Source organism: Bartonella sp. HY328, assembly GCF_025449335.1.
Lineage (GTDB): Bacteria > Pseudomonadota > Alphaproteobacteria > Rhizobiales > Rhizobiaceae > HY038.
The window spans coordinates 1,782,121-1,803,860 of record NZ_CP104883.1; the positions used below are offsets into that span (position 1 = coordinate 1,782,121).

At 40.9% G+C, this 21,740-nt stretch carries 14 protein-coding genes; 11 read left to right on the forward strand and 3 right to left on the reverse strand.

What is annotated here, in order from left to right:
• Positions 1–594: 594 nt before the first annotated feature.
• From N5852_RS07590 to cobM, 8 genes are all read left to right on the forward strand, one after another.
• Positions 595–1,374 (forward strand): SDR family oxidoreductase, encoded by a 780-nt coding sequence (locus N5852_RS07590; RefSeq protein WP_262097226.1) that lies wholly within the window; start codon positions 595–597, stop codon positions 1,372–1,374.
• Between the two features lie 130 nt (positions 1,375–1,504).
• Entirely contained in the window at positions 1,505–3,877 is a 2,373-nt protein-coding gene (locus N5852_RS07595) for an NADP-dependent malic enzyme (protein ID WP_262097227.1), read from the forward strand.
• 395 nt (positions 3,878–4,272) lie between these two features.
• Positions 4,273–4,557 carry an acyl carrier protein gene (locus N5852_RS07600; protein ID WP_182419414.1) on the forward strand — a complete coding sequence of 95 codons (285 nt, stop codon included), beginning with the start codon at positions 4,273–4,275 and terminating at the stop codon, positions 4,555–4,557.
• A 179-nt stretch (positions 4,558–4,736) separates the two neighbouring features.
• Positions 4,737–5,915, forward strand: coding sequence for a beta-ketoacyl-ACP synthase (locus N5852_RS07605; RefSeq protein WP_262099726.1), 1,179 nt, complete (start codon positions 4,737–4,739; stop codon positions 5,913–5,915).
• A 14-nt stretch (positions 5,916–5,929) separates the two neighbouring features.
• Positions 5,930–7,207, forward strand: a complete 1,278-nt coding sequence (locus N5852_RS07610; protein ID WP_262097229.1) for a beta-ketoacyl-ACP synthase — start codon at positions 5,930–5,932, stop codon at positions 7,205–7,207.
• A gap of 202 nt (positions 7,208–7,409) precedes the next feature.
• Positions 7,410–8,438, forward strand: coding sequence for a zinc-binding dehydrogenase (locus N5852_RS07615; protein ID WP_262097230.1), 1,029 nt, complete (start codon positions 7,410–7,412; stop codon positions 8,436–8,438).
• Between the two features lie 6 nt (positions 8,439–8,444).
• Positions 8,445–9,377, forward strand: coding sequence for a lipid A biosynthesis lauroyl acyltransferase (locus tag N5852_RS07620; protein ID WP_262097231.1), 933 nt, complete (start codon positions 8,445–8,447; stop codon positions 9,375–9,377).
• A 186-nt stretch (positions 9,378–9,563) separates the two neighbouring features.
• Positions 9,564–10,301: a precorrin-4 C(11)-methyltransferase gene (gene cobM / locus N5852_RS07625; protein WP_262097232.1), complete on the forward strand. Its 738-nt coding sequence runs from the start codon at positions 9,564–9,566 to the stop codon at positions 10,299–10,301.
• A gap of 162 nt (positions 10,302–10,463) precedes the next feature.
• Here the strand turns inward: cobM and N5852_RS07630 are convergent, their stop codons facing one another.
• Together N5852_RS07630 and N5852_RS07635 are read right to left on the reverse strand one after the other, a co-directional pair.
• A complete protein-coding gene (locus N5852_RS07630) occupies positions 10,464–11,135 on the reverse strand; it encodes a YiaD family glycine zipper/OmpA-like lipoprotein (protein ID WP_262097233.1) in 672 nt (223 codons plus the stop codon).
• Positions 11,136–11,314: 179 nt separating this feature from the next.
• Positions 11,315–12,634, reverse strand: coding sequence for a replication-associated recombination protein A (locus N5852_RS07635; protein WP_262097234.1), 1,320 nt, complete (start codon positions 12,632–12,634; stop codon positions 11,315–11,317).
• 743 nt (positions 12,635–13,377) lie between these two features.
• Here N5852_RS07635 and N5852_RS07640 point away from each other — a divergent pair.
• The 3 genes from N5852_RS07640 to N5852_RS07650 all read left to right on the forward strand — a co-directional run bounded on the left by N5852_RS07640 (position 13,378) and on the right by N5852_RS07650 (position 19,701).
• On the forward strand, positions 13,378–17,193 hold the full coding sequence (locus N5852_RS07640; RefSeq protein WP_262097235.1) for a vitamin B12-dependent ribonucleotide reductase: 3,816 nt from the start codon (positions 13,378–13,380) through the stop codon (positions 17,191–17,193).
• 644 nt (positions 17,194–17,837) lie between these two features.
• Positions 17,838–18,935, forward strand: a complete 1,098-nt coding sequence (locus N5852_RS07645) for a cobalt-precorrin-5B (C(1))-methyltransferase (protein ID WP_410004253.1) — start codon at positions 17,838–17,840, stop codon at positions 18,933–18,935.
• Complete coding sequence (locus tag N5852_RS07650; protein ID WP_262097237.1) at positions 18,922–19,701, forward strand: cobalt-precorrin-6A reductase; 780 nt, start codon at positions 18,922–18,924, stop codon at positions 19,699–19,701. The genes N5852_RS07645 and N5852_RS07650 overlap by 14 nt, the downstream gene beginning before the upstream one ends.
• Before the next feature lie 23 nt (positions 19,702–19,724).
• On the opposite strand, the gene N5852_RS07655 is transcribed toward N5852_RS07650, so the two are convergent.
• Positions 19,725–21,710: a L,D-transpeptidase family protein gene (locus N5852_RS07655; protein WP_262097238.1), complete on the reverse strand. Its 1,986-nt coding sequence runs from the start codon at positions 21,708–21,710 to the stop codon at positions 19,725–19,727.
• Positions 21,711–21,740 lie beyond the last annotated feature (30 nt).

Here is a 21,740-nt window from a genome sequence, read left to right on the forward strand (position 1 = left end):
ATTAAAAAAATATTATGAAATCAAAAGGATCGCCGATTAAATTGTTTTTTTAATTCAACCTTTTGGTGCGATTAAAACTCTATCGATTTCTTTATGACACTCCTTTTTAGGTTCATTATTGAATTTTATAAAATTAAAATATTAAATCCTCAAAAAAACAAAATGCTTCAATATCTAAAAAGATAAATTTAGTTACCTCATAAAGGAAGAGCCAGTAATTTTTCTGTGAGTGTTTTAAAATCATATAGTTATGCTTTAAGGCTATATTCGCAATATAAGTTTTAGATCATTTATTGATAGCTTCTCTACTCAACCATATTTTTTATCAATAGCATGTGTAGCGAAATCTGCTATCCACCGCGTTTCATTTAACCAAATTATATGATTCACTATGTTTCTCACATTATTTTGAAATTGCTCTGAGCTTTGAAAAATGCTTAAAATGCAGTTGTACATTTGGCGTTTGATGGATTGAATTTATTTTTCGCATAAGTATAAAAAGGCAGATTAAAGGTTTTAAGCTAGGTGACATCCGCGACTTAGAGCACTTTAAAATAGCTGTTAAATGATAGACCTTTGCGTAAGGAGACCAAAATGGATCTTGGTTTAAAAAATAAAAAAGCGATTATCTGTGCCTCTAGCAAAGGGCTTGGCAAAGCTTGCGCATTTGCATTGGCGCGTGCTGGCTGCGAAATTACTATCAACGGAAGAGATAAGGAAATCTTGCAAAAGGCTGCCGATGAAATTCAAATGGCTACCGGGGTTAAAGTGTCGATTGTTAATGCAGATATATCGACTAAGGATGGCCAGAAAGCGCTTTTATCTACCTGCCCTGATCCAGATATCCTCGTAAACAATAATGGCGGACCTGCTTTTAAGAACTTTAGGCAACTTGATAAACAAACAATTATGGCCGGGCTTGAACAGAATATGATTACTCCAATAGAGCTTATTCAAGCCGTCATTGATGGTATGGTTAGCCGTAAATTTGGTAGAATCGTAAATATCACGTCTACGTCTGTTTATCGCCCTATTCCTGGGTTAGATCTATCATCGGGTGCTCGTGCTGGCTTAACTGCTTTTTTAGCAGGGGTTGCACAAGTTGTGGTATCCAGCAATGTTACCATTAACAACCTTTTGCCAGGGGCGTTTGCCACTGACCGACTAAAGGGCTCACTCGAAAATGAGCAAAGGACAAGTGGACTCCCATTAGATGATATTTATAAGCATCGCATGGCGCATATCCCTGCAAAACGCTTTGGTAATCCAGAAGAATTTGGTGATGCTTGTGCCTTTTTGTGCTCTTCCAAGTCTGGTTACATAACAGGGCAAAATTTAATTATCGACGGTGGCTCTTATGCAAGTGCTTTTTAAATTATTTTCATAAATGCACGACAAATTTAAGTATTGAGTATCAAATAGATATCTTTTGCAATGAATTAAATGTAAATGCTTAACGATTATACAGCCCAAAAACGCGCTAAACAGCAATAAAGGCAAGATGATGACAACGAAAAGCGGTAAAAAGAAACTTTCGGAGCTTGAAGAAGCAGCATTATTTTTTCATCAATATCCAAAGCCGGGAAAATTAGAAATCCATGCAACTAAACCCTTAGGGAACCAACGTGATTTGGCGTTGGCATACTCACCAGGTGTTGCCGCTCCTTGTCTCGCTATTCATGATAACCCCAATCTTGCTGCTCAATATACGTCAAGAGCTAATCTTGTTGCGGTTATTTCTAATGGTACGGCCGTTTTGGGCCTTGGCAATATTGGTCCTTTAGCGTCTAAACCGGTTATGGAAGGTAAGGCTGTCCTTTTCAAAAAATTTGCAAATATTGACGTTTTTGATATTGAGATTGAGGCTCCAACAATTGAGTCAATGGTAAAGACCATTTCGTCTTTAGAGCCTACTTTTGGCGGTATCAACCTTGAAGATATTAAAGCACCTGAATGTTTCGAGGTTGAAGACCAATTACGTAAAATCATGAAAATACCGGTTTTTCATGATGATCAGCATGGTACGGCCATTATTGTTGCGGCTGCTGTCATCAATGCGCTTTCTCTTGCCAATAAGCGTATTGAACATGCAAAAATAGTGACTTCTGGCGCTGGTGCAGCTGCCCTTGCCTGCCTCAATCTTCTTGTTTCACTTGGTGCTCGGCGCGAAAACATCTGGGTCAGCGATATTGAAGGTGTTGTGTATGAGGGGCGCAACAGCCTCATGGATAGATGGAAAGAAGTTTACGCGCAGCCAACAGATGCTCGCACTCTAAGTGAAGTTATTAAAGATGCCGATATTTTTCTTGGTCTTTCAGCTGGCGGGGTGTTGAAGCCAGAATTATTAAAATCAATGGCTGAAAAGCCTCTCGTTATGGCTCTTGCCAACCCAACACCAGAAATTATGCCTGAAGAGGCGCGCAAAGTTCGTCCTGATGCGATGATTTGTACTGGACGTTCTGACTATCCTAATCAGGTCAATAATGTTCTGTGCTTTCCGCATATTTTCCGTGGCGCATTAGATGTTGGTGCAACTGCTATCAATGAAGAAATGAAACGCGCGGCAGTATTCGCCATTGCAGCACTCGCGCAAGAGGAAACCTCCGATACAGCTGCAAAAGCCTATAGTGGCGAAGTACCCAAATTTGGTCCAGATTACCTAATTCCCTCGCCTTTTGATAATCGCCTCATTTTGCGCATTGCTCCAGCCGTTGCCAAAGCTGCAATGGAGACAGGTGTTGCCTTACGTCCCATTACCGATATGGAGCACTACCTTGAAGAGTTAAATCGCTTCGTTTTCCGTTCGGGCCTTATTATGAAGCCCGTTTTTGCCACGGCAAAAAGCTCCAAGGTAAAACGGGTGATTTACGCAGATGGTGAAGATGAGCGTGTATTGCGGGCTGCTCAAGTTGTATTAGAAGAAAAGACAGCTATTCCGATACTTATTGGAAGGCCTAATGTTATCGATGTAAGGCTAAGACGCTTTGGTTTAAAAATTAGACCTAATGAAGATTTTGAGCTGATAAATCCCGATGACGATCCACGCTATCGTGATTATGTGGATCTCTTTTTAAGCTATACAGGTAGACGCGGCGTCACTCCAGAAGTTGCCCGTACAATTGTTCGTACATCAACAACAGCAATTGCGGCTTTAGCTGTTATGCGCGACGAAGCGGATGCTATGATTTGTGGTCTGGGCGGCCGTTTTGAGCGCAATTTGCAATTGGTTGAACAAATAATCGGCCTTGAGCCGGGCGTATCTGGCTTCTCGGCATTAAGTTTGCTTATCTCACAGCGCACGCCAATATTTTTTACCGACACCTATGTTAATCAAGATCCAACAGCAGAAGAATTGGTTGAAATTGCTTGGCTTGCCGCGCAAGAGCTACAGGGCTTTGGTATTGAACCCAAAATTGCTTTTGTTTCTCACTCTAATTTCGGTTCGAAAAGCAGCAAAAGCGCCGAAAAAATGCGTGAAACCGCTAATTTATTTGCTCAACGTTTTCCAGAAATTGAAGCAGATGGTGAAATGCATGGTGATTCAGCTTTATCACAAGCCTTACGTGATCGCGTTTTACCAGGTTCACGCTTAAAGGGTGAAGCAAATCTTCTGGTATTTCCTAATCTTGATTCAGCCAATATTACCATGAATGTTGTCAAGCAAACTCTTGATGCATTGCATGTTGGCCCTATTCTAATGGGACCTTCACGACCAGCGCATATTTTAACACCTTCGGTTACATCACGCGGCGTTGTTAATATGACTGCCCTAGCTGTAGTTGAAGCAAACCGAAGAAATGCACTCTTAACCGCAAAGGATAAAGAGGTTGACACGGGAGATTATTTCCGTCGCCATCGCCGTATCATCCCAACCTAACGAATTATGTTGGCTAATGAAGTTTTGCCCCCTTGCAAATCATTACTAAAACACATGAGTTGGAATTTTTTTGCAAAAAAAATGATAAAATATTATCTTTGAAACAGTTAAAAGGGTGAAAAATATGTTTTTCACCCTTTTACTTCACTTGCAAAGCGATTAGATAGCTATAAATCAACATTTGGATTATAGCCTAATTTCGTATATAACGAATAGCAGGATGAATAAGTGGTCTTTAAGAAGAGGTCTATGGATTTAAATTAGAGACTATTGTACACTCTCACATAAGCCGATAAGCTTAAATGAGAATAATAGAGCGTTAACAAATTTATATGTGATGTGTTTTTCAATTCATGAAAAACTTATTATATATTGCTAAAACAAGGAATTGCACATTGTCCTCAACATTTGACAAAGTCGCCGATATTATTGCTGAAACCAGCGAAATTGATCGTGATACAATTACACCTGAAAGCCACACGATTGATGACCTAGGGATCGACAGTCTTGATTTCCTTGATATCGTTTTTGCTATTGATAAGGAATTTGGCATTAAAATTCCACTTGAGCAATGGACCCAAGAAGTTAATGACGGCAAAGCTGAAACTGAGGAATATTTTGTTCTTAAAAATCTTTGCGCAAAGATTGATGAACTTGTTGCGGCAAAAGCTGCCAGCTAATAATTTGTAAAATTATAAACCTATCTCCCGATATAATCGCGCTATGAATGCTTCACTTGGCATTGGGGGATAGGTGAAAGATTAAGTGAAACGTACACTTAACTAGCAAAAAATTAACATTTCTGCTGACGATTTAAAAAAATTGTCCTTTGGCAGTATATTTATGGGCATTGAATATGATGCAAGAAAAATCCGTTTTCATCACCGGTATTGGCTTAATCTCTTCGCTTGGTGAGGGTGTGGATCATCATTGGCAACAAATAAGCAAACAATCGCAGCCTAATTTAGATAAGACACGCTTTGCGCCCTATATGGTTCATACCTTGGGAGATGTTGATTGGAATAGCCAAATTCCAAAGCGCAGCGATCAACGTCAAATGGAAACATGGCAGCGTCTTGGTACCTATGCCGCAGGTCTTGCGTTAGAAGATGCTGGCATAAAAGGTAATGAAGCATTAACTTCAACTATGGATATGATCGTTGCAGCTGGCGGCGGTGAGCGCGACATTAATGTTGATCAATTGATTTTAGCTAAAGGCAGAGAAACAGGTATTGACCGCGAAATATTGCTAAATAAGATGCTATCAACTGAATTGCGGCCTACCCTTTTTCTCGCTCAGCTATCCAATTTGCTTGCAGGGAATATTTCCATTGTCCATAAAGTAACAGGTTCATCACGCACATTTATGGGTGAAGAAGGTTCTGGTATAGCAGCGCTTGAAACAGCCGCTGCTCGCATTAGAGGGGGCCAAAGTACCCATACATTGGTTGGTGCATCTTATAATAGCGAACATTATGATATGTTGCTTGGCTATGCTTTGGGCGGCTATTTGCAAAAAGATAAATGGTCATCGGTTTGGGAGCGCGATTCTTCACATGGTGGCGGCGCTATAACTGGCACAAGTGGCGTTTTTCTTGTTCTTGAAGAAGCTGAGCAAGCAAAGGCGCGTGGCGCCACCATTTATGGTGAACTGAAAAAAATTGTTACCGACCAGACAAATCGAAAAAAGCAGCCATTAGAATTAAGTCTAACCAGCATGTTGGATAAGGTTGGCACAAAAAATAATGATTTTGCTATTAGCGGTGCATCGGGTATCATTGATATTACCAATCAAGAGCGAGCAGCTCTAGAAAAAATGGGTCTCTCTTATCGTGGCTTTGCCAGTCTTTTTGGCCATATGCGTGAAGCACAGTTTTTATTTGCAACAGCCCTTGCAGCAATAGCCGTAAAAAAACAAAGTGCATTCCCTCCTCTTAGCATCACCGAAAAAAACTATGAAGGTGACGTAAAAGATGCATTTGCCATTACAGCAGGTGTTTCCCGCGCAGAAGGCATTGCGCATATTACGCGCGCATAAGGAATATTTGTAACATGTCTCAATATCTTGATCACCTAGGTCGTCCAATTGTTGCCATTACTGGTATGGGGGTTGTTTCCTCGCTTGGGATTGGCAAGGAAGAAAATTGGCATAAATTGACCAATGGCATAAGTGGCATTCATGCAATTAGCCGTTTTCCAACTGAGGACCTTGCAACGCGTATTGCTGGAACCGTTGATTTTTTACCAGAAAGTCAGCTTGGCGCCTCTGCTTTATCGGAAAAATTGGCATTACTCGCCGGACGAGAAGCGCTTGAGGAAGCGGGTTTTGTCGGCAAAGATTTTGATGGTCCACTTGTTTTAGCAGCCCCACCAGTAGAACTTGCGTGGAAAAGTCGCTTTGCCTTGGATGATGAGGTACGCGACCAAGGTGAAGCATCCTATCAATTGGCTTTACAAGCATGCGCACAAAGGCCACATGATGAATTTTATAATTCTACCCAATTTGGCTTTATTGCTGAGCGGGTTGCAGACGAATTTGGAACGCGTGGTTTACCAGTAACTTTATCGACAGCTTGCGCATCAGGGGCCACCGCAATTCAAACTGGAGTTGAAGCGATTAGGCGCGGCGAAGCAGATCGTGTATTGGCAATTGGAACCGATGGATCGGTAACGGCCGAAGCACTTATCCGTTTTTCCCTTTTATCTGCCCTATCCACGCAAAATGAACATCCAGAAAAAGCCTCTAAACCGTTTGCAAAAGGTCGCGATGGCTTCGTTATTGCTGAAGGCTCTGGTGCTTTGGTTTTAGAGTCAATGGAAAGTGCAATTAAACGCGGTGCCAATATATTGGGAATTTTGGCTGGCTGTGGTGAAACCGCCGATGATTTCCATCGTACACGCTCTAAGCCAGATGCGTCTCCTGCTATAGGGTCGATCCATAAAGCTTTGGCTGATGCAGGCCTTAATATTATGGATATTGGCTATATTAATGCCCATGGCACTTCAACGCCTGAAAATGAAAAAATGGAATACCTTGCCATGTCCACGGTATTTGGCAATAATATTCAAAATATCCCAGTATCTTCCAATAAATCGATGATAGGCCACACCTTAACTGCAGCAGGTGCTATTGAAGCGGTATTTTCATTATTAACAATTCGCTCAGGTATTTTGCCGCCAACCATCAATTATCAAGAAGCTGATCCAACAATACCACTTGATGTTGTGCCTAATATTGCACGTTCAGCCAAAGTCGATACGGTATTATCTAACTCTTTTGGCTTTGGCGGTCAAAATAGCAGTTTGGTAATTAAATCCTACAACAACTAACAATTAGATTAAGGTGACTTGGACGCAATTGTCGAAGCCGCCTTGCTAATCAATATTGCAAATTTCAATCCATTTGGTTTATTTTAAAACTTTTATATGGTATGCGATATCACGAGTATAAGCTTTAAGAAGCTTTTAAAAGCTTGCTTATTTTTATGCTGCATGCTTAAGGGCAGCAAATTTATTTGAGAGGACTATACATATGCGCGCTCTGCAATTGCTGGATGATCGCCGCCTTGAAATTACCGATATAGCAGAACCAGACGCGCCCGCTATTGGCGAAGTTACTGTACGTATTAAAGCTGTCGCGCTAAATCATATTGATGTTTGGGGTTGGCGTGGAATGGCTTTTGCCAAACGCAAAATGCCACTTGTCATAGGTGCAGAAGCTTCAGGTGAAGTGATTGCTATTGGAGAAGGTGTTAGTTCTGTTTATCCAGGACAATTGGTTTCAATTTATGGCGCTCGAACTTGCGGGCTTTGCAAGGCATGCCGTGAGGGCCGCGATAATCTATGTGAGCATGTAAGTGGTGTTCATGGTTTCCACTTGGATGGCTTTGCCTGCGAAAAAGTGAATTTGCCAGCACGTCTATTAGTGCCAGCTCCTCCCGGAGTTGATGCGATTGGCGCAGCTGTTGCACCAGTAACTTTTGGTACTGTTGAGCACATGCTTTTTGATAATGCCAAGTTACAACCAGGTGAAACGATTTTGATCCATGCTGGCGGATCCGGCATTGGTTCTGCGGCTATTCAACTTGCCAAGAAAATGGGATGTACAATTATAACCACTGTTGGCTCAGATGATAAGATTGAAAAGGCACGTGCATTAGGTGCCGATCATGTTATTAATTACCGCGAAGATCGCTTTGAAGGTGTAGTACGCAAGCTAACCCGCAAAAAAGGTGTTGATGTTGTTTTTGAACATGTCGGCGCAACTACTTGGGGTGGTTCAATGTTATGCATGAAACGTGGTGCTCGTCTTGTGACTTGCGGTTCCACCTCAGGCGTTTCAACTCAAATGAATTTGATGCAGCTTTTCCAACAACAATTGAAGATTTTAGGTTCATTTGGTTGCCGCATGGAAAATATGGCAGATGCTATGCAAAAGATGGCCCAAGGCTTGGTTCATCCGGTAATTGATACCATCGTTGGTTTTGAAGAGATTGATACAGCACTTAACCGCATGGAAGGTCGAGATGTCTTTGGAAAAATTATTCTAAAGATAGATTGATCTAAAATGTTAAAACTTCGTATCAAGTTATTTATCTACCGTCTTAAAATGAAATTTAAAGATTGGTGGAATTGGTTATGGGCGCATATTGCGGCTGGCATGTTGGTATCGATTAAATTTTTACCAGCAAAGCCAAGTATTGCGTTTTTTGCAAATTTTGCCAGCTTAGTTGGGCCAATGACCCCTCGTCATCAGGTAGCACTCAATAATTTACGAGCTGCTTTTCCTGAGAAAAGCGACAAAGAAATAAAGTCGATTGCGCGCGAGATGTGGCGCAATATGGGTCGTCTTTTTGCTGAATATGTTTTTCTTGATGAAATTTTCGATTTTGATCCAACATCAGACAAGCTCGGCTTTGTAGAAGTTGAGGGTGAAGAAATATTCAAGCGCATCAAAGATGAGAATAAGCCACATATTTTCTTTACAGCTCATACTGGAAATTTTGAACTTCTACCAATTTGTGCTGCAACCTATGATCTTGATGTAATGGCGCTATTTCGACCACCGAATAATCCCTATATAGCGAAGCGGGTTTTAAAAGCCCGCCGCACTAAGATGGGGCATTTGGTTCCTTCTAAAGCTGGATCAGCATGGGTTCTTGCTGGCCGCTTACAAGAAGGTGGTAATGTGGGCATGCTAGTAGATCAAAAATTTCGCCGTGGCGTTAACACAACATTTTTTAGTTTACCGGTTAAAACCAACCCATTATTAGCTAAATTAGCCCGTCAATATGATTGTGACGTTTACCCTGCCCGTTGTATCCGTTTACCTGAAGGTCGATATAAGCTACAACTTTTTGATAAGGTTGAACTCCCTAAAAATGATGAAGGTGTGATTGATACTAACGCTAGTGTTCAATTGATAAATGATATTGTTGAAAACTGGGTTCGCGAATATCCTGGGCAATGGATGTGGTTCCATAAAAGATGGGAAAAATAGTTTTTTAAAAAACTTGGTAAATTAAAAAATAAATTTAAAATCCTTTTGATAGCGCTGTTTGTTAAGGTTGATTATTAACAAACAGCGCTATTAATTTTTATATATTTATGTAAACTGTTATTTAATAAACCCATTAGCTTTTCAACCTTCTTCGATTATTAATAATGGATAAAAACAGGGCTTTCAATGACCGTTCATTTTATTGGTGCAGGGCCAGGTGCTGCAGATCTTATCACCATACGTGGCCTTAGATTATTGCAATCCTGCCCTATTTGTCTTTATGCTGGTTCTCTAATTCCAAAAGGCTTACTTGATGATTTACCCCCCAATGTTAAGCGGATAAGCAGCGAAAACATGAGCCTAGATGAGATTTTTGCGGTCTTTAAGAAGGCAAATGATAAAGGGCAGGATGTTGCGCGTTTACATTCTGGTGATCCATCAATCTATGGTGCAATTGCAGAGCAAATGCGCTATCTTGATGAATATGCGATCCCTTATGATATAACCCCTGGCGTTCCATCCTTTGCGGCTGCCGCGGCAGCTATGAAGCAAGAATTAACATTGCCGGGCGTCAACCAATCAATTATACTTACCCGCACATCGAAAAATTCATCAGCCATGCCAGAACGCGAAACTTTGGCCCATTTGGGGGCATCTCGCGCAACACTCGTTATACATTTATCTGCTACCAATCCTGATATCATTATTAAAGAGTTATCGCCTCTTTATGGTGACACATGTCCAGTGGTAATTGCTGCCAATATCAGCTGGCACAATGAAAAAACTATATCTACAACTCTTTCAAAACTTAAAATAAGCCTTGAGGAACATAATATTTCTCGCACGGCAATTATTTTTGTTGGCCCAGCATTATCTTTAAAGAGTTTCTCTAACTCATATCTTTATTCAAAAAATAAAAATTAATTAAAGCCAACTTTGGGATCTATACGACGCATTCTGCCAAAAAACATTTTTATGATTAAAGTTTATAATATTTTTTCAATCTATTTTTATGTTGGCAAATATAAGGAGAGGACCTATTAATAAATAGATCCTCTCCGTAATATTGATCTCGGCCGGGCTTTTTTAATAGCCACCTTGGCGCAATGGCGCTATCTGAATTTCAACGCGCCTATTTTGTGCCCTGCCCATTTCCGTTGCATTTGATGCAATTGGATTAGATTGACCATAACCAATTACAGAGAAACGGCGTGGATCAACACCTTGGCTACCAAGATATTGTGCAACAGCACCAGCACGGCGTTCAGACAGACCTTGGTTATAATTGGCATTACCTGTAGAATCGGTAAAACCAAATACGTCTACGATGGATTGATCAAATTTCTTCAATACAAGAGCGACCGAATTTAAAGTATTATAAAATTGTGGCTTAACTGCATCTTGATCGGTATTAAAGGTTACATTACCAGGCATGTTAAGAATAATCTGATCGCCATTACGAGTGACAGAAACACCGGTACCTTGCAATTGCGCTCTTAGTTCTGATTCTTGGCGATCCATATAATTGCCAATTGCACCACCTGCCAATGCACCAACACCAGCGCCAATTAATACAGCATTACGTTGGGCACGGCTTGAACCACCAACAAATAAACCACCTAAGGCGCCAATCCCTGCCCCAAGAGCTGCCCCACCGGCTGTTTTTGATATTTGTTGCTGACCTGTATAGGGATCAGTTGTCATACAACCACCCAAAAAACTACCGGCGGTTAATAAAATGGCGATTTTCTTGATCATTAATGGTTTCTCCATCAAGTGCGATAATTACAAAAACCCAAGAAAAAATAAATGGGCACAAAGAATATTTACGCTTTAATATATAACTTAGGGCAATTTTATGAGCAATCCACTAAATTCACTTAACGCCCGAATGGTTTAGATATTTTAAAGGTGCCTGTGTAAGACATAGCTCCATCTCAATTAGCATTTCCTCTTTCCCGCCTCAGCTTTGCCCACCAATCGAGCCGTTTTTGCAATTCCCGCTCAAAACCGCGCTCAACAGGTTGATAGAATTGCTGACGTTTCATTTTTTCAGGAAAATAATCTTGACCTGAAAATGCATCAGGCTCATCATGGTCATAGCGATAACCGCCACCATAGCCTTCTTCTTTCATGAGTTTTGTTGGAGCGTTTAGAATATGACGTGGCGGCAATAATGACCCATTTTCTTTGGCAGCGCGCATAGCAGTTTTATAAGCAAGATATCCGGCATTAGATTTGGGAGCTGTTGCCAAATAAATGCAAGCCTGCGCTAAAGCAAGTTCTCCTTCGGGCGAACCTAAATAATCATAAGCATCTTTGGCGGCGTTTGTCACAATAAGTGCCTGAGGATCAGCAAGACCAATATCTTCAACAGCCATGCGCACTAAACGCCGGCCAATATAAAGTGGATCTTCGCCTGCATCAAACATACGACAAAGATAATAAAGTGCGGCATCAGGATCAGAGCCACGCACCGACTTATGAAGCGCTGAGATTAAATTATAATGTCCATCCTGCCCTTTATCGTAAACAGGTGCACGACGCTGCAATACATCTTGCAGCGAATTTGCGTTAAAAATTTCACCTTTTCGCGCGGCCCGCCAAATTTCTTCAGCAAGAGTTAAAACTGCGCGACCATCGCCATCAGCTAATCTAATCAACACGTTGCGGGCCTCTTCTTCAAGCGGTAATGCTTTATTTTCAATCGCTTCAGCACGAGATAACAGAACCGCAAGACTTTCTTCACTATGAGCTCTAAAGCTTAATACGCGTGCACGTGATAATAATGCGGCATTTAACTCAAAAGATGGGTTTTCAGTGGTGGCACCAACAAGAATCACTGTTCCGTCTTCCATAACCGGCAAAAAGCTATCCTGTTGGGCTCGGTTAAAACGATGAATTTCGTCAACAAAAAGTAGAGTTTGACGGCCATTACTGTGATTTAACCGCGCCTTTTCAAACACTTTTTTCAAATCGGCAACCCCTGAAAAAATTGCTGAAATCTGCTCAAAAGCAAGGTCCGTTTCATTGGCTAAAAGCCTTGCGATGGTCGTTTTTCCAGTTCCTGGCGGGCCCCAAAAAATCATCGAGCCAAGGGAGTGTGAGGCAATCATACGGGTTAATATGCCCTGCTCACCGGTTAAATGTTCTTGTCCGGTCACTTCATTGAGTTTTATAGGGCGCATTCTCTCGGCAAGTGGACGATTTTGGTCAACAAGTTTATCCTGTTTTGGGGATTGAAATAAATCATCCATGATATTGAGAGCCTATCCATTACATATGATATTCAATAAGGTAGATTTAGTGCTTTTGTAAAAAATTATCAATGTTGGATTGAGACACGAATCTTTTATCTTCAAGCCAAAATAATTTTTATAAACTGTTCTACATACCAATTTTTGTTGTGTGGATACCTAGCCCGCCCGCTTAACTTTTTGCTTTAAGCGCTTGTCCAAAATGACCTAATATAACTATCCCCAATATTCACAAGTAATGAACAGTTTTTTTTTAAAATCTATGTTTGATAACCACAAGATGTAGTTTTTTAGCTTATATTAAAACAAGTCCTTGACGATCTATTTTTTTTAATCCTTTATGCAAAATTGAAGCAGAAATCACAGCTTCATCATTGTTTTTGGGTTTTGTGCCCTATGTAACGGTTTATCGGAATTTTAAATTTCGTTGGCCGTTTTTTTTAATAGCACTTTTTATGGTAAATGCATTGTTAAAAAAATACCTACACCTACTATATTTAGTGTTGATTTTGCACTTTAGATGGTAGATATAGATTTTTACAAAAGCAAATCGTTAAGAATGAATCGCCTGCAAGTGAGTAAATTACCCCCCTCATTTTTTTGCAGGTTATTTTTTTTGCGCTTTGATGTCTCTTTTGGATGGTACACATTCAAAAAGAGATAACAGGATAGGTTAATCTTTATGGGATGATATATTCCCATAAACGCTATATGCGCCACAATATATAGATAAGGTCAGACTAATGAAAATTGCCCGTTATTTCACCAAAGCAGGTCAATCACCTTATGCTGAGATTGAGTTTCGCCATGCAACGAGCGAAATAAAAAATCCAGATGGATCGATTGTTTTTCGCATGGAAAATATTGATGTACCGGCACAATATAGTCAGGTAGCTGCCGATATTTTGGCGCAGAAATATTTCCGTAAGGCTGGCGTTCCCAAGTTTTTGAAAAAAGTTGAGGAAAACGACGTTCCATCTTGGCTTTGGCGCTCGGTCGCAGACGATATCGCGCTTGCCAGTACTCCGCATAATGAGCGCTATGGTAGCGAAAGTGATGCAAGACAAGTATTTGACCGCTTGGCAGGAACTTGGACCTATTGGGGTTGGAAGGGTAAGTATTTTTCTAGCGAGGAAGATGCTCGCGCTTTTCGCGATGAACTTGCTTATATGTTAGCGACACAACGCGTCGCGCCCAATAGCCCGCAATGGTTTAATACTGGTCTTCATTGGGCGTATGGTATTGATGGTCCTGGCCAGGGACATTATTATGTTGATTGGCAGACCGGCCGTTTAACCAAATCAACTTCATCTTACGAACACCCACAGCCTCATGCTTGTTTCATTCAATCTGTTGCCGATGACCTTGTTAATGAAGGCGGCATTATGGATCTTTGGGTACGTGAAGCGCGCTTATTCAAATATGGTTCAGGTACAGGTTCAAACTTCTCGCAATTGCGCGGTGAAGGTGAAAGCCTATCTGGCGGTGGTAAATCATCTGGTTTGATGAGTTTTTTAAAAATTGGTGATCGTGCTGCTGGGGCAATTAAATCCGGCGGTACAACGCGGCGCGCGGCTAAAATGGTGGTGGTTGATGCGGATCATCCTGATATTGAAGCCTATATTGATTGGAAAGTTAACGAAGAGCAAAAAGTTGCCGCTCTTGTAACTGGCTCAAAAATTGTCAAGAAGCATTTAACCGCTATCATGAAAGCATGCGTTAATTGCGAAGCCGATAATGATGATTGCTTTGATGCACAGAAGAACCCTGCCCTAAAGCGCGAAATTCGTGCGGCCAAAAAAGATATGGTGCCTGAAAATTATGTTCAACGTGTTATCCAATTTGCACGCCAAGGGTTTAAAGAAATTCAATTTTCTACCTATGACACAGATTGGGATTCAGAAGCCTATTTAACCGTTGCCGGCCAAAACTCAAATAACTCTGTATCGGTTAAAGACGAATTTTTACGTGCAGTTGAGCAAGATGCCGACTGGAATCTTATCCGCCGCACCGATGGCGGTGTTTATAAAACACTGAAAGCTCGCGATTTATGGGATCGTATTTCATATGCAGCATGGGCTTCAGCTGATCCTGGTTTGCACTTTAATACCACAATGAATGACTGGCATACATCACCTGCAGCAGGTCCTATTCGTGCATCAAACCCTTGCTCAGAATATATGTTCCTCGATGATACTGCTTGTAATCTTGCCTCTATCAATCTTTTACCTTATCGCAAACAAGATGGTAATATTGATATAGCAGCTTATGAACATACCGTGCGCCTTTGGACGATCGTACTTGAAATATCGGTGATGATGGCGCAGTTCCCATCGCGTGAAATTGCAAGACTGTCCTATGAATATCGCACATTAGGTCTTGGCTATGCTAATATTGGCGGCCTCTTAATGACATCTGGTATTCCTTATGATTCTGATAAGGGACGCGCATTAGGTGGTGCATTAACAGCTATTATGACGGGTGTTGCCTATGCAACTTCTGCGGAAATGGCGTCCGAACTAGGTGCTTTTACAGGTTATCCTGCAAATGCTAGTCATATGTTGCGGGTTATACGCAACCATCGCCGCGCAGCCTATGGGCAAACGCAAGGCTATGAAAAACTTGCGGTTAATCCTGTTGCATTAAAGGATGTTGATTGTCCCGATTACCGGTTAATTGAACGTGCTCGCCTTGCTTGGGATAAAGCCTTGCAATTGGGTGAAGTGCATGGCTATCGCAATGCTCAAGTAACAGTAATTGCACCAACCGGCACTATCGGCTTAGTTATGGATTGCGATACCACAGGTATTGAACCTGATTTTGCTTTGGTAAAGTTTAAAAAACTCGCTGGTGGCGGTTATTTTAAAATTATTAACCGTGCTGTGCCAGAAGCTTTGCGCACCCTTGGTTATAATGAATCACAAATTGCTGAAATGGAGGCCTATGCGGTTGGCCATGGGAATATTAATCAAGCGCCAGCAATTAACCCATCTACTTTGAAGGCCAAAGGCTTTAGCGACGACAAAATTGAAGTCTTAAATGCTGCTCTTAAAAGTGCATTTGATATTAAGTTTGTCTTTAATAAATGGACGCTTGGCGAAGATTTTTGTAAAAATGTTTTAGGCCTCACTGACGCACAGCTTGATGACTTCTCTTTTGATATGTTGCAAGCCCTTGGTTTTTCAAGAAAAGACATTGAAAACGCCAATATCCATGTCTGCGGTGCAATGACATTAGAAGGCGCACCATTCCTAAAAGAAGAGCATTACGCTGTTTTTGATTGTGCTAATGCTTGCGGTAAAATTGGCAAACGCTATTTGTCAGTGGAAAGTCATATTCGTATGATGGCAGCTGCACAGCCATTTATTTCAGGTGCTATTTCAAAAACCATCAACATGCCAAATAGTGCAAAGATTGAAGATTGTGCCAAGGCCTATATGCTTTCTTGGAAACTTGGTCTTAAAGCCAATGCCCTATATCGTGATGGTTCTAAACTATCGCAACCATTGAATTCATCGCTTATTAGCGATGACGAAGATGAAGATGATAGCGTTGAAACTCTTTATGAAAAGCCAATGGCAGCGCGCGTTGCAGATGTCAGCGAAAAAGTAGTTGAAAGAGTGGTTGAGCGCGTCATTGAAAAAGTGGTTGAGAAAGTTGTTCATGACCGCGATAAATTACCCAATCGCCGCCAAGGTTATACACAAAAGGCTATCGTTGGTGGTCACAAGGTGTATTTACGCACTGGTGAATTTGGCGATGGCCGTCTTGGTGAAATCTTTATTGATATGCATAAAGAAGGCGCAGCTTTCCGTGCAATGATGAATAATTTTGCGATCGCGGTGTCACTTGGACTTCAATATGGTGTTCCATTAGAAGAATATGTTGACGCCTTTACCTTTACCAAATTTGAGCCAGCTGGTATCGTTCAGGGCAATGATGCTATTAAAAATGCAACATCAATTCTTGACTATGTGTTCCGTGAACTTGCTGTTTCTTATTTAGGTCGCAATGATTTGGCCCATGTTGACATTTCAGATTTTTCCAATACTGCGCTTGGCAAAGGCGTAAAAGAAGGAAAGACAAATCTGATTTCTACTGGCTGGACACGTGGCTACAAACCCAAAAGCTTAAGCCCTCTTTCCAATGAGCCTAAAGCTTCCAGTAATGTTGCTCCAATTTCAGCAAATTCTAATGTCACAACATTAAAGCCAGCCAATACAATTAGTATTGTCTCTTCTTCACAACCAACCGCATTGTCAAGCGATGGCGCTACAGCTTTCAAACATGATTTTGCACCCGAAATCAGTGAAGAAGCGATTGACGATTTTGAAATTGATGCTTTGTTTAATGATGATGAGATTAGCAATGCTTTATCAATAAAAGATGCAGAAGCACAGCAGGCGGAAAATAAAAAGAAAACCGCTAGCCGGCGTATACAGGCAATGATGCAAGGATATACGGGCGACATGTGTAGCGAATGTCAAAACTTTACTATGGTGCGTAATGGTACGTGTTTAAAGTGCGATACATGTGGCTCAACCAGTGGCTGCAGCTAAAAATCTTCCCCGCTTAATATTTTAGGCGGGGATTTTTTTAATCTAAGCTATTATTAACAAATTCCTCCTAATCAGGGTGCAGGTGCTCATTGATTAGGAGGGAAAACAACCGATATCAAGATAGATATTGTACAAGCACATTTGATGCGAAATCTTTCTTATGACGGCCTAAGGACCTTGAAAAATTGCGATTTGGCAGACATTTCTTCGTGTTAAGGCCCAAGCTATAGGTTTGCCTATTAGAGATTATCTCTTCAACTCTGGCGTTTTTTGATATATAATTCGCTATGACATGCATAACTTGATAAAAATGAGTTGAAGATTTTCCTCCGCCTTCACAAAAATGTAACTTTATCAGCAAAAATAAAATTATTTTGCGTAAAGGGAGCCCCTAGCCTATCAAGCGATTGCACATAGATTTATATGAGTTATGATTATTAAAGCGTTGTTTTTTCAAATATACAACCTAGTATGCGTTAATTAATTTAAAACTTTGAAATTGATAGGGTCTTTACGGCCTATGCCCTCTACTTAAAAAAATTGGTGAACCATTGTTGCGCCAATGATTAAAGCAATTCAATTCAAATAATAATATATAGACTTTGCCACACTTAAAAATAAATTAAAAAAGCGACGAAATGGCTATGAATGACAATGATATCCCTCCGTTGAATGATACGCCACTTAGAACGGGATGGACAACTGGCGCATGCGCCACGGCTGCAACAAAAGCGGCTTTGACCGCCCTTATTACTGGAGAATTTCCAGACCCCGTTGGGATTATTTTACCAAAAGGCGAAGTCCCCTATTTTCAATTGGCCATGGAAAGTCTTGGTGAAGACTACGCGAGCGCTGGCATTATAAAAGATGCTGGCGATGACCCAGATGTGACTCATGGCGCCATGATTATTTCAACAGTATTCCCGGCACCAGAAGGAACAGGCATAATGTTTGTAGCTGGTGATGGTGTTGGAACCGTTACAAAAAAGGGGCTCCCCATTGAACCTGGTGAGGCTGCAATTAATCCAATACCACGCCAAATGATGCGGAATGTTGTTGAAGAAATCTGTAGTTCTTATGGTTTACCAGCTGATGTAGTTATCACTATTTCAGTTCCTGATGGTGAGGAAATAGCAAAGAAAACATGGAATAAGCGACTTGGTATTGTAGGGGGAATTTCCATTCTTGGCACTACCGGCATTGTCCATCCATTTTCTTGTTCGGCTTGGATCCATTCCATTCATCGCGGCATTGACGTATCACGCGCACAAGGGGCACAACATGTATTGGCTGCAACGGGATCAACCTCAGAAGATGCCGCACAAGAATTATATCATTTACCAGACTATGCCTTGCTTGATATGGGCGATTTTGCTGGTGCTGTATTAAAATATTTGCGTAATCACCCAGTCCCAAGTCTTACCATTGCTGGTGGGTTTGCAAAAATAACCAAGCTTGCGCAAGGAGAAATTGATCTTCACTCTTCGCGCTCGACCATTAATCGGCAATTTTTGTGGGATATAATTAAAGAATTAGGGCTAGATGATTCTTTCGAAGAAAGGATATTAAATGCAAATACTGCAAAGGAAATTCTCGATATTGCACTTGACAATGGCATAAACCCAGCACCGCCAATTGCAACACTTGCAAAACAAACCGCACTTCATGTTTTAAATGGGGCGCCAGTTGAGGTGGAAATAATCATAACCGACAGAAAAGGCGCCATACTTGCAAGAAAATAATCATTATTCCAACATGCTTGAAATTGCTAAGCCCAAACAACTATCTATACTTATACTCGGAGGAACGACCGAAGCATATCAACTTGCCGAAATATTAGAAAACCAGCCGGTTAATGTAACGACCTCGCTTGCTGGTCGCACCTCTTCTCCACGCATCCCTAAAGGTAATTGGCGCATAGGCGGCTTTGGCGGTGTCGAAGGTTTGATTACTTATATCTTAAAAGAAAAAATAGATATCATTATAGATGCGACACATCCTTTTGCCCGCCAAATGACCGATCATGCCTATGAAGCATCACGAATAGCCAAAGTACCGCTTATAAGGCTAGAGCGACCACTTTGGCAAAAACAAGACGGAGATAGTTGGATTAGCGTCAAAAACATTGAGGAAGCGATAAAAGTTGTACCTAAAGATAAAACCATTTTACTAGCTATTGGACGTCAACACATTGCACCATTTGCTCAATTGAAGGATTCAAGGTTTTTGGCGAGAATGATTGATTATCCCGATAATCTTGATGAGCTAAGCAATCTTGAGTTTATTATTGGCTACCCCAACGATAGTGCAAGTGAAAAAAAACTATTGATTGATAGAAAAGTTGACTGGATAATATGCCGTAACTCGGGTGGCAACTCGTCTTATGGTAAGGTAAAAGCAGCAAGGGAATTATCAATCCCCATTATTATGATCGAGCGGACCTCATTGCCATCAACAACTACCGTCCACTCTCTCGATGCCGTTCTTGATTATTTAAAACATGTATAACATTTTATATAAAAAGAATGAGGTTACATATTTTCAAGACGCATTTTCTTGATTTTGTCGCTTGCTGTTTGCTGCGCACCATCACGATTATAGACATCATCGTAATATTGAATGCTGCCATTTTCTGCGTCAGGCCAAGCGGTGAAATATGCTAGGTAAACAGGCACTTTCACATCTAATTTTACGGTTCTTTCGTCTTTACCAAAATAACGCTTTAAACCATCTTTTTCCAACCCCATGACAGCTGCCGCCATCGCCCTTGGATCAGCTAAACGAACACAACCATGGCTAATTGCTCGCATATCGCGTTGAAAAGCAGCTTTTGATGGAGTGTCATGAAGGTAAATATCATGCTTGTTTGGAAATAATATCTTAAGCTCGCCAAGCGCATTGCTTGTCCCTGGCTTTTGGCGAATATTAACACCATAGCCCTTAGTTGCTACACTTCCCCAATTGACTGAACCTGCATCAACCTTTTTGCCTGACGCGTTAAATACCTCATAGCCATTACGAGAAAGATAAGCTGGATCTTTTAATATACGAGGCATCATTTCATTCATGACAATAGAACGCGGCACCCCCCATGTTGGATTAAAGGTCACTAAACTAATATCATCATAGAAAAAATAGGTTTGATGCCGCTGAGAACCAACAACTACCTTCATTGCCAGTACTTCTTTTCCATCTTCGAAATATTGTGCTTTATAGGCTGGCTGATTGATAAAAACATAACGCTCGGAAAATTCATGGGGTAACCACCGCAATCTTTCCAAAGAAGTTATAATTTTTTGCCTCTTAGCCGCGACATTATCACCCTGTAACGCTCTAATGGTTGCAGGTCCAATAACCCCGTCACTCGCTTTACCCAAAGCCTTTTGCAAATCTTTAACGGCTACCACCAATTCATCAGAATAAACAGTGTTTTGACTATTATCTTCAAGTAATTGCCGATGCACACCAAGATAGGTTTGCGGCGCCTTATCAAGGATTAACGAAATAATTTTCGGCAATTCGTCATTCGTTTTGCCAGGTTTAATAACAGTATTATTGGCAATTTCAATTCGTGGCGCACTTTCTTGAGCGTTTAAAATTGCAAGCTCGGCCTTTAATTTTTTATACCATGGTGAAAGTGGCTCAAAATTAGCAAGTAATTTTTCTGGCTGGTCGCTTTCGGCTAGTTCTTTGATGATATGATCAAGATCAATTTTACGTCGCGGCAAATCATGAAAAGCTGACAAACGATCAGCAACTACTCGGCCTGCCCCAGCATCAACACTATAACGCAATAAACGGGCGGTAAATTTTACATCGAAAGCTAAAATAGCCTGAGCATCTTCGGCACTACCGTCTAGTTCAGGGAATTCAACCATATATTCGGTTGGATCAAGACCGTCATCGGACGCATTTTTCAAAAATTTTTGTACAGCTATAGCCTTATCGCTCAACATATTGCCAGACGACCAAATCAACTTTGGATGAGATGCATAATATTTAACCAAAGCATCACTTACTTGCTTTTCAGCCTTGATTGCAGGCAGTGCCCGCGCATTTTCTACAAATTGCGTCTCATCAGGATTTAAAGCATCAGCTTGTACTTCAACTAGACCATCATTATCATCATTGTTAACAGCTTCAACATCGCTATTCACTACTGCATTATCAAGCAATAGATTGACATCATCAGCTACCAATGCTGGTTTAAATTCTACATTCGAAAAATCTATTTCAACCAATTTATCTGGGCGATAATCGAATATTTTCGGAGGTTCTACAACCACCCGCTTGATTGGTTGCGGGGCGGGATCTACCGGAGCAATTTGCCGTGGCTGCACTTGTTGCTGCATTAACTGTTGTTGGCGCATTTGCTGCTCACGCTGTAAACGCTCTTGTTTTTTTTGATTAAAATAATCAAAAATATTAGCACTATTGGCTGAATTTACTGAAAGAGACGCTAAAATTGCACCACTAATCAGAATGCAAACCGATTTATAAGATGATTTTTTAGCCATAATAATTCATTAAACCCAAAATATTTTATT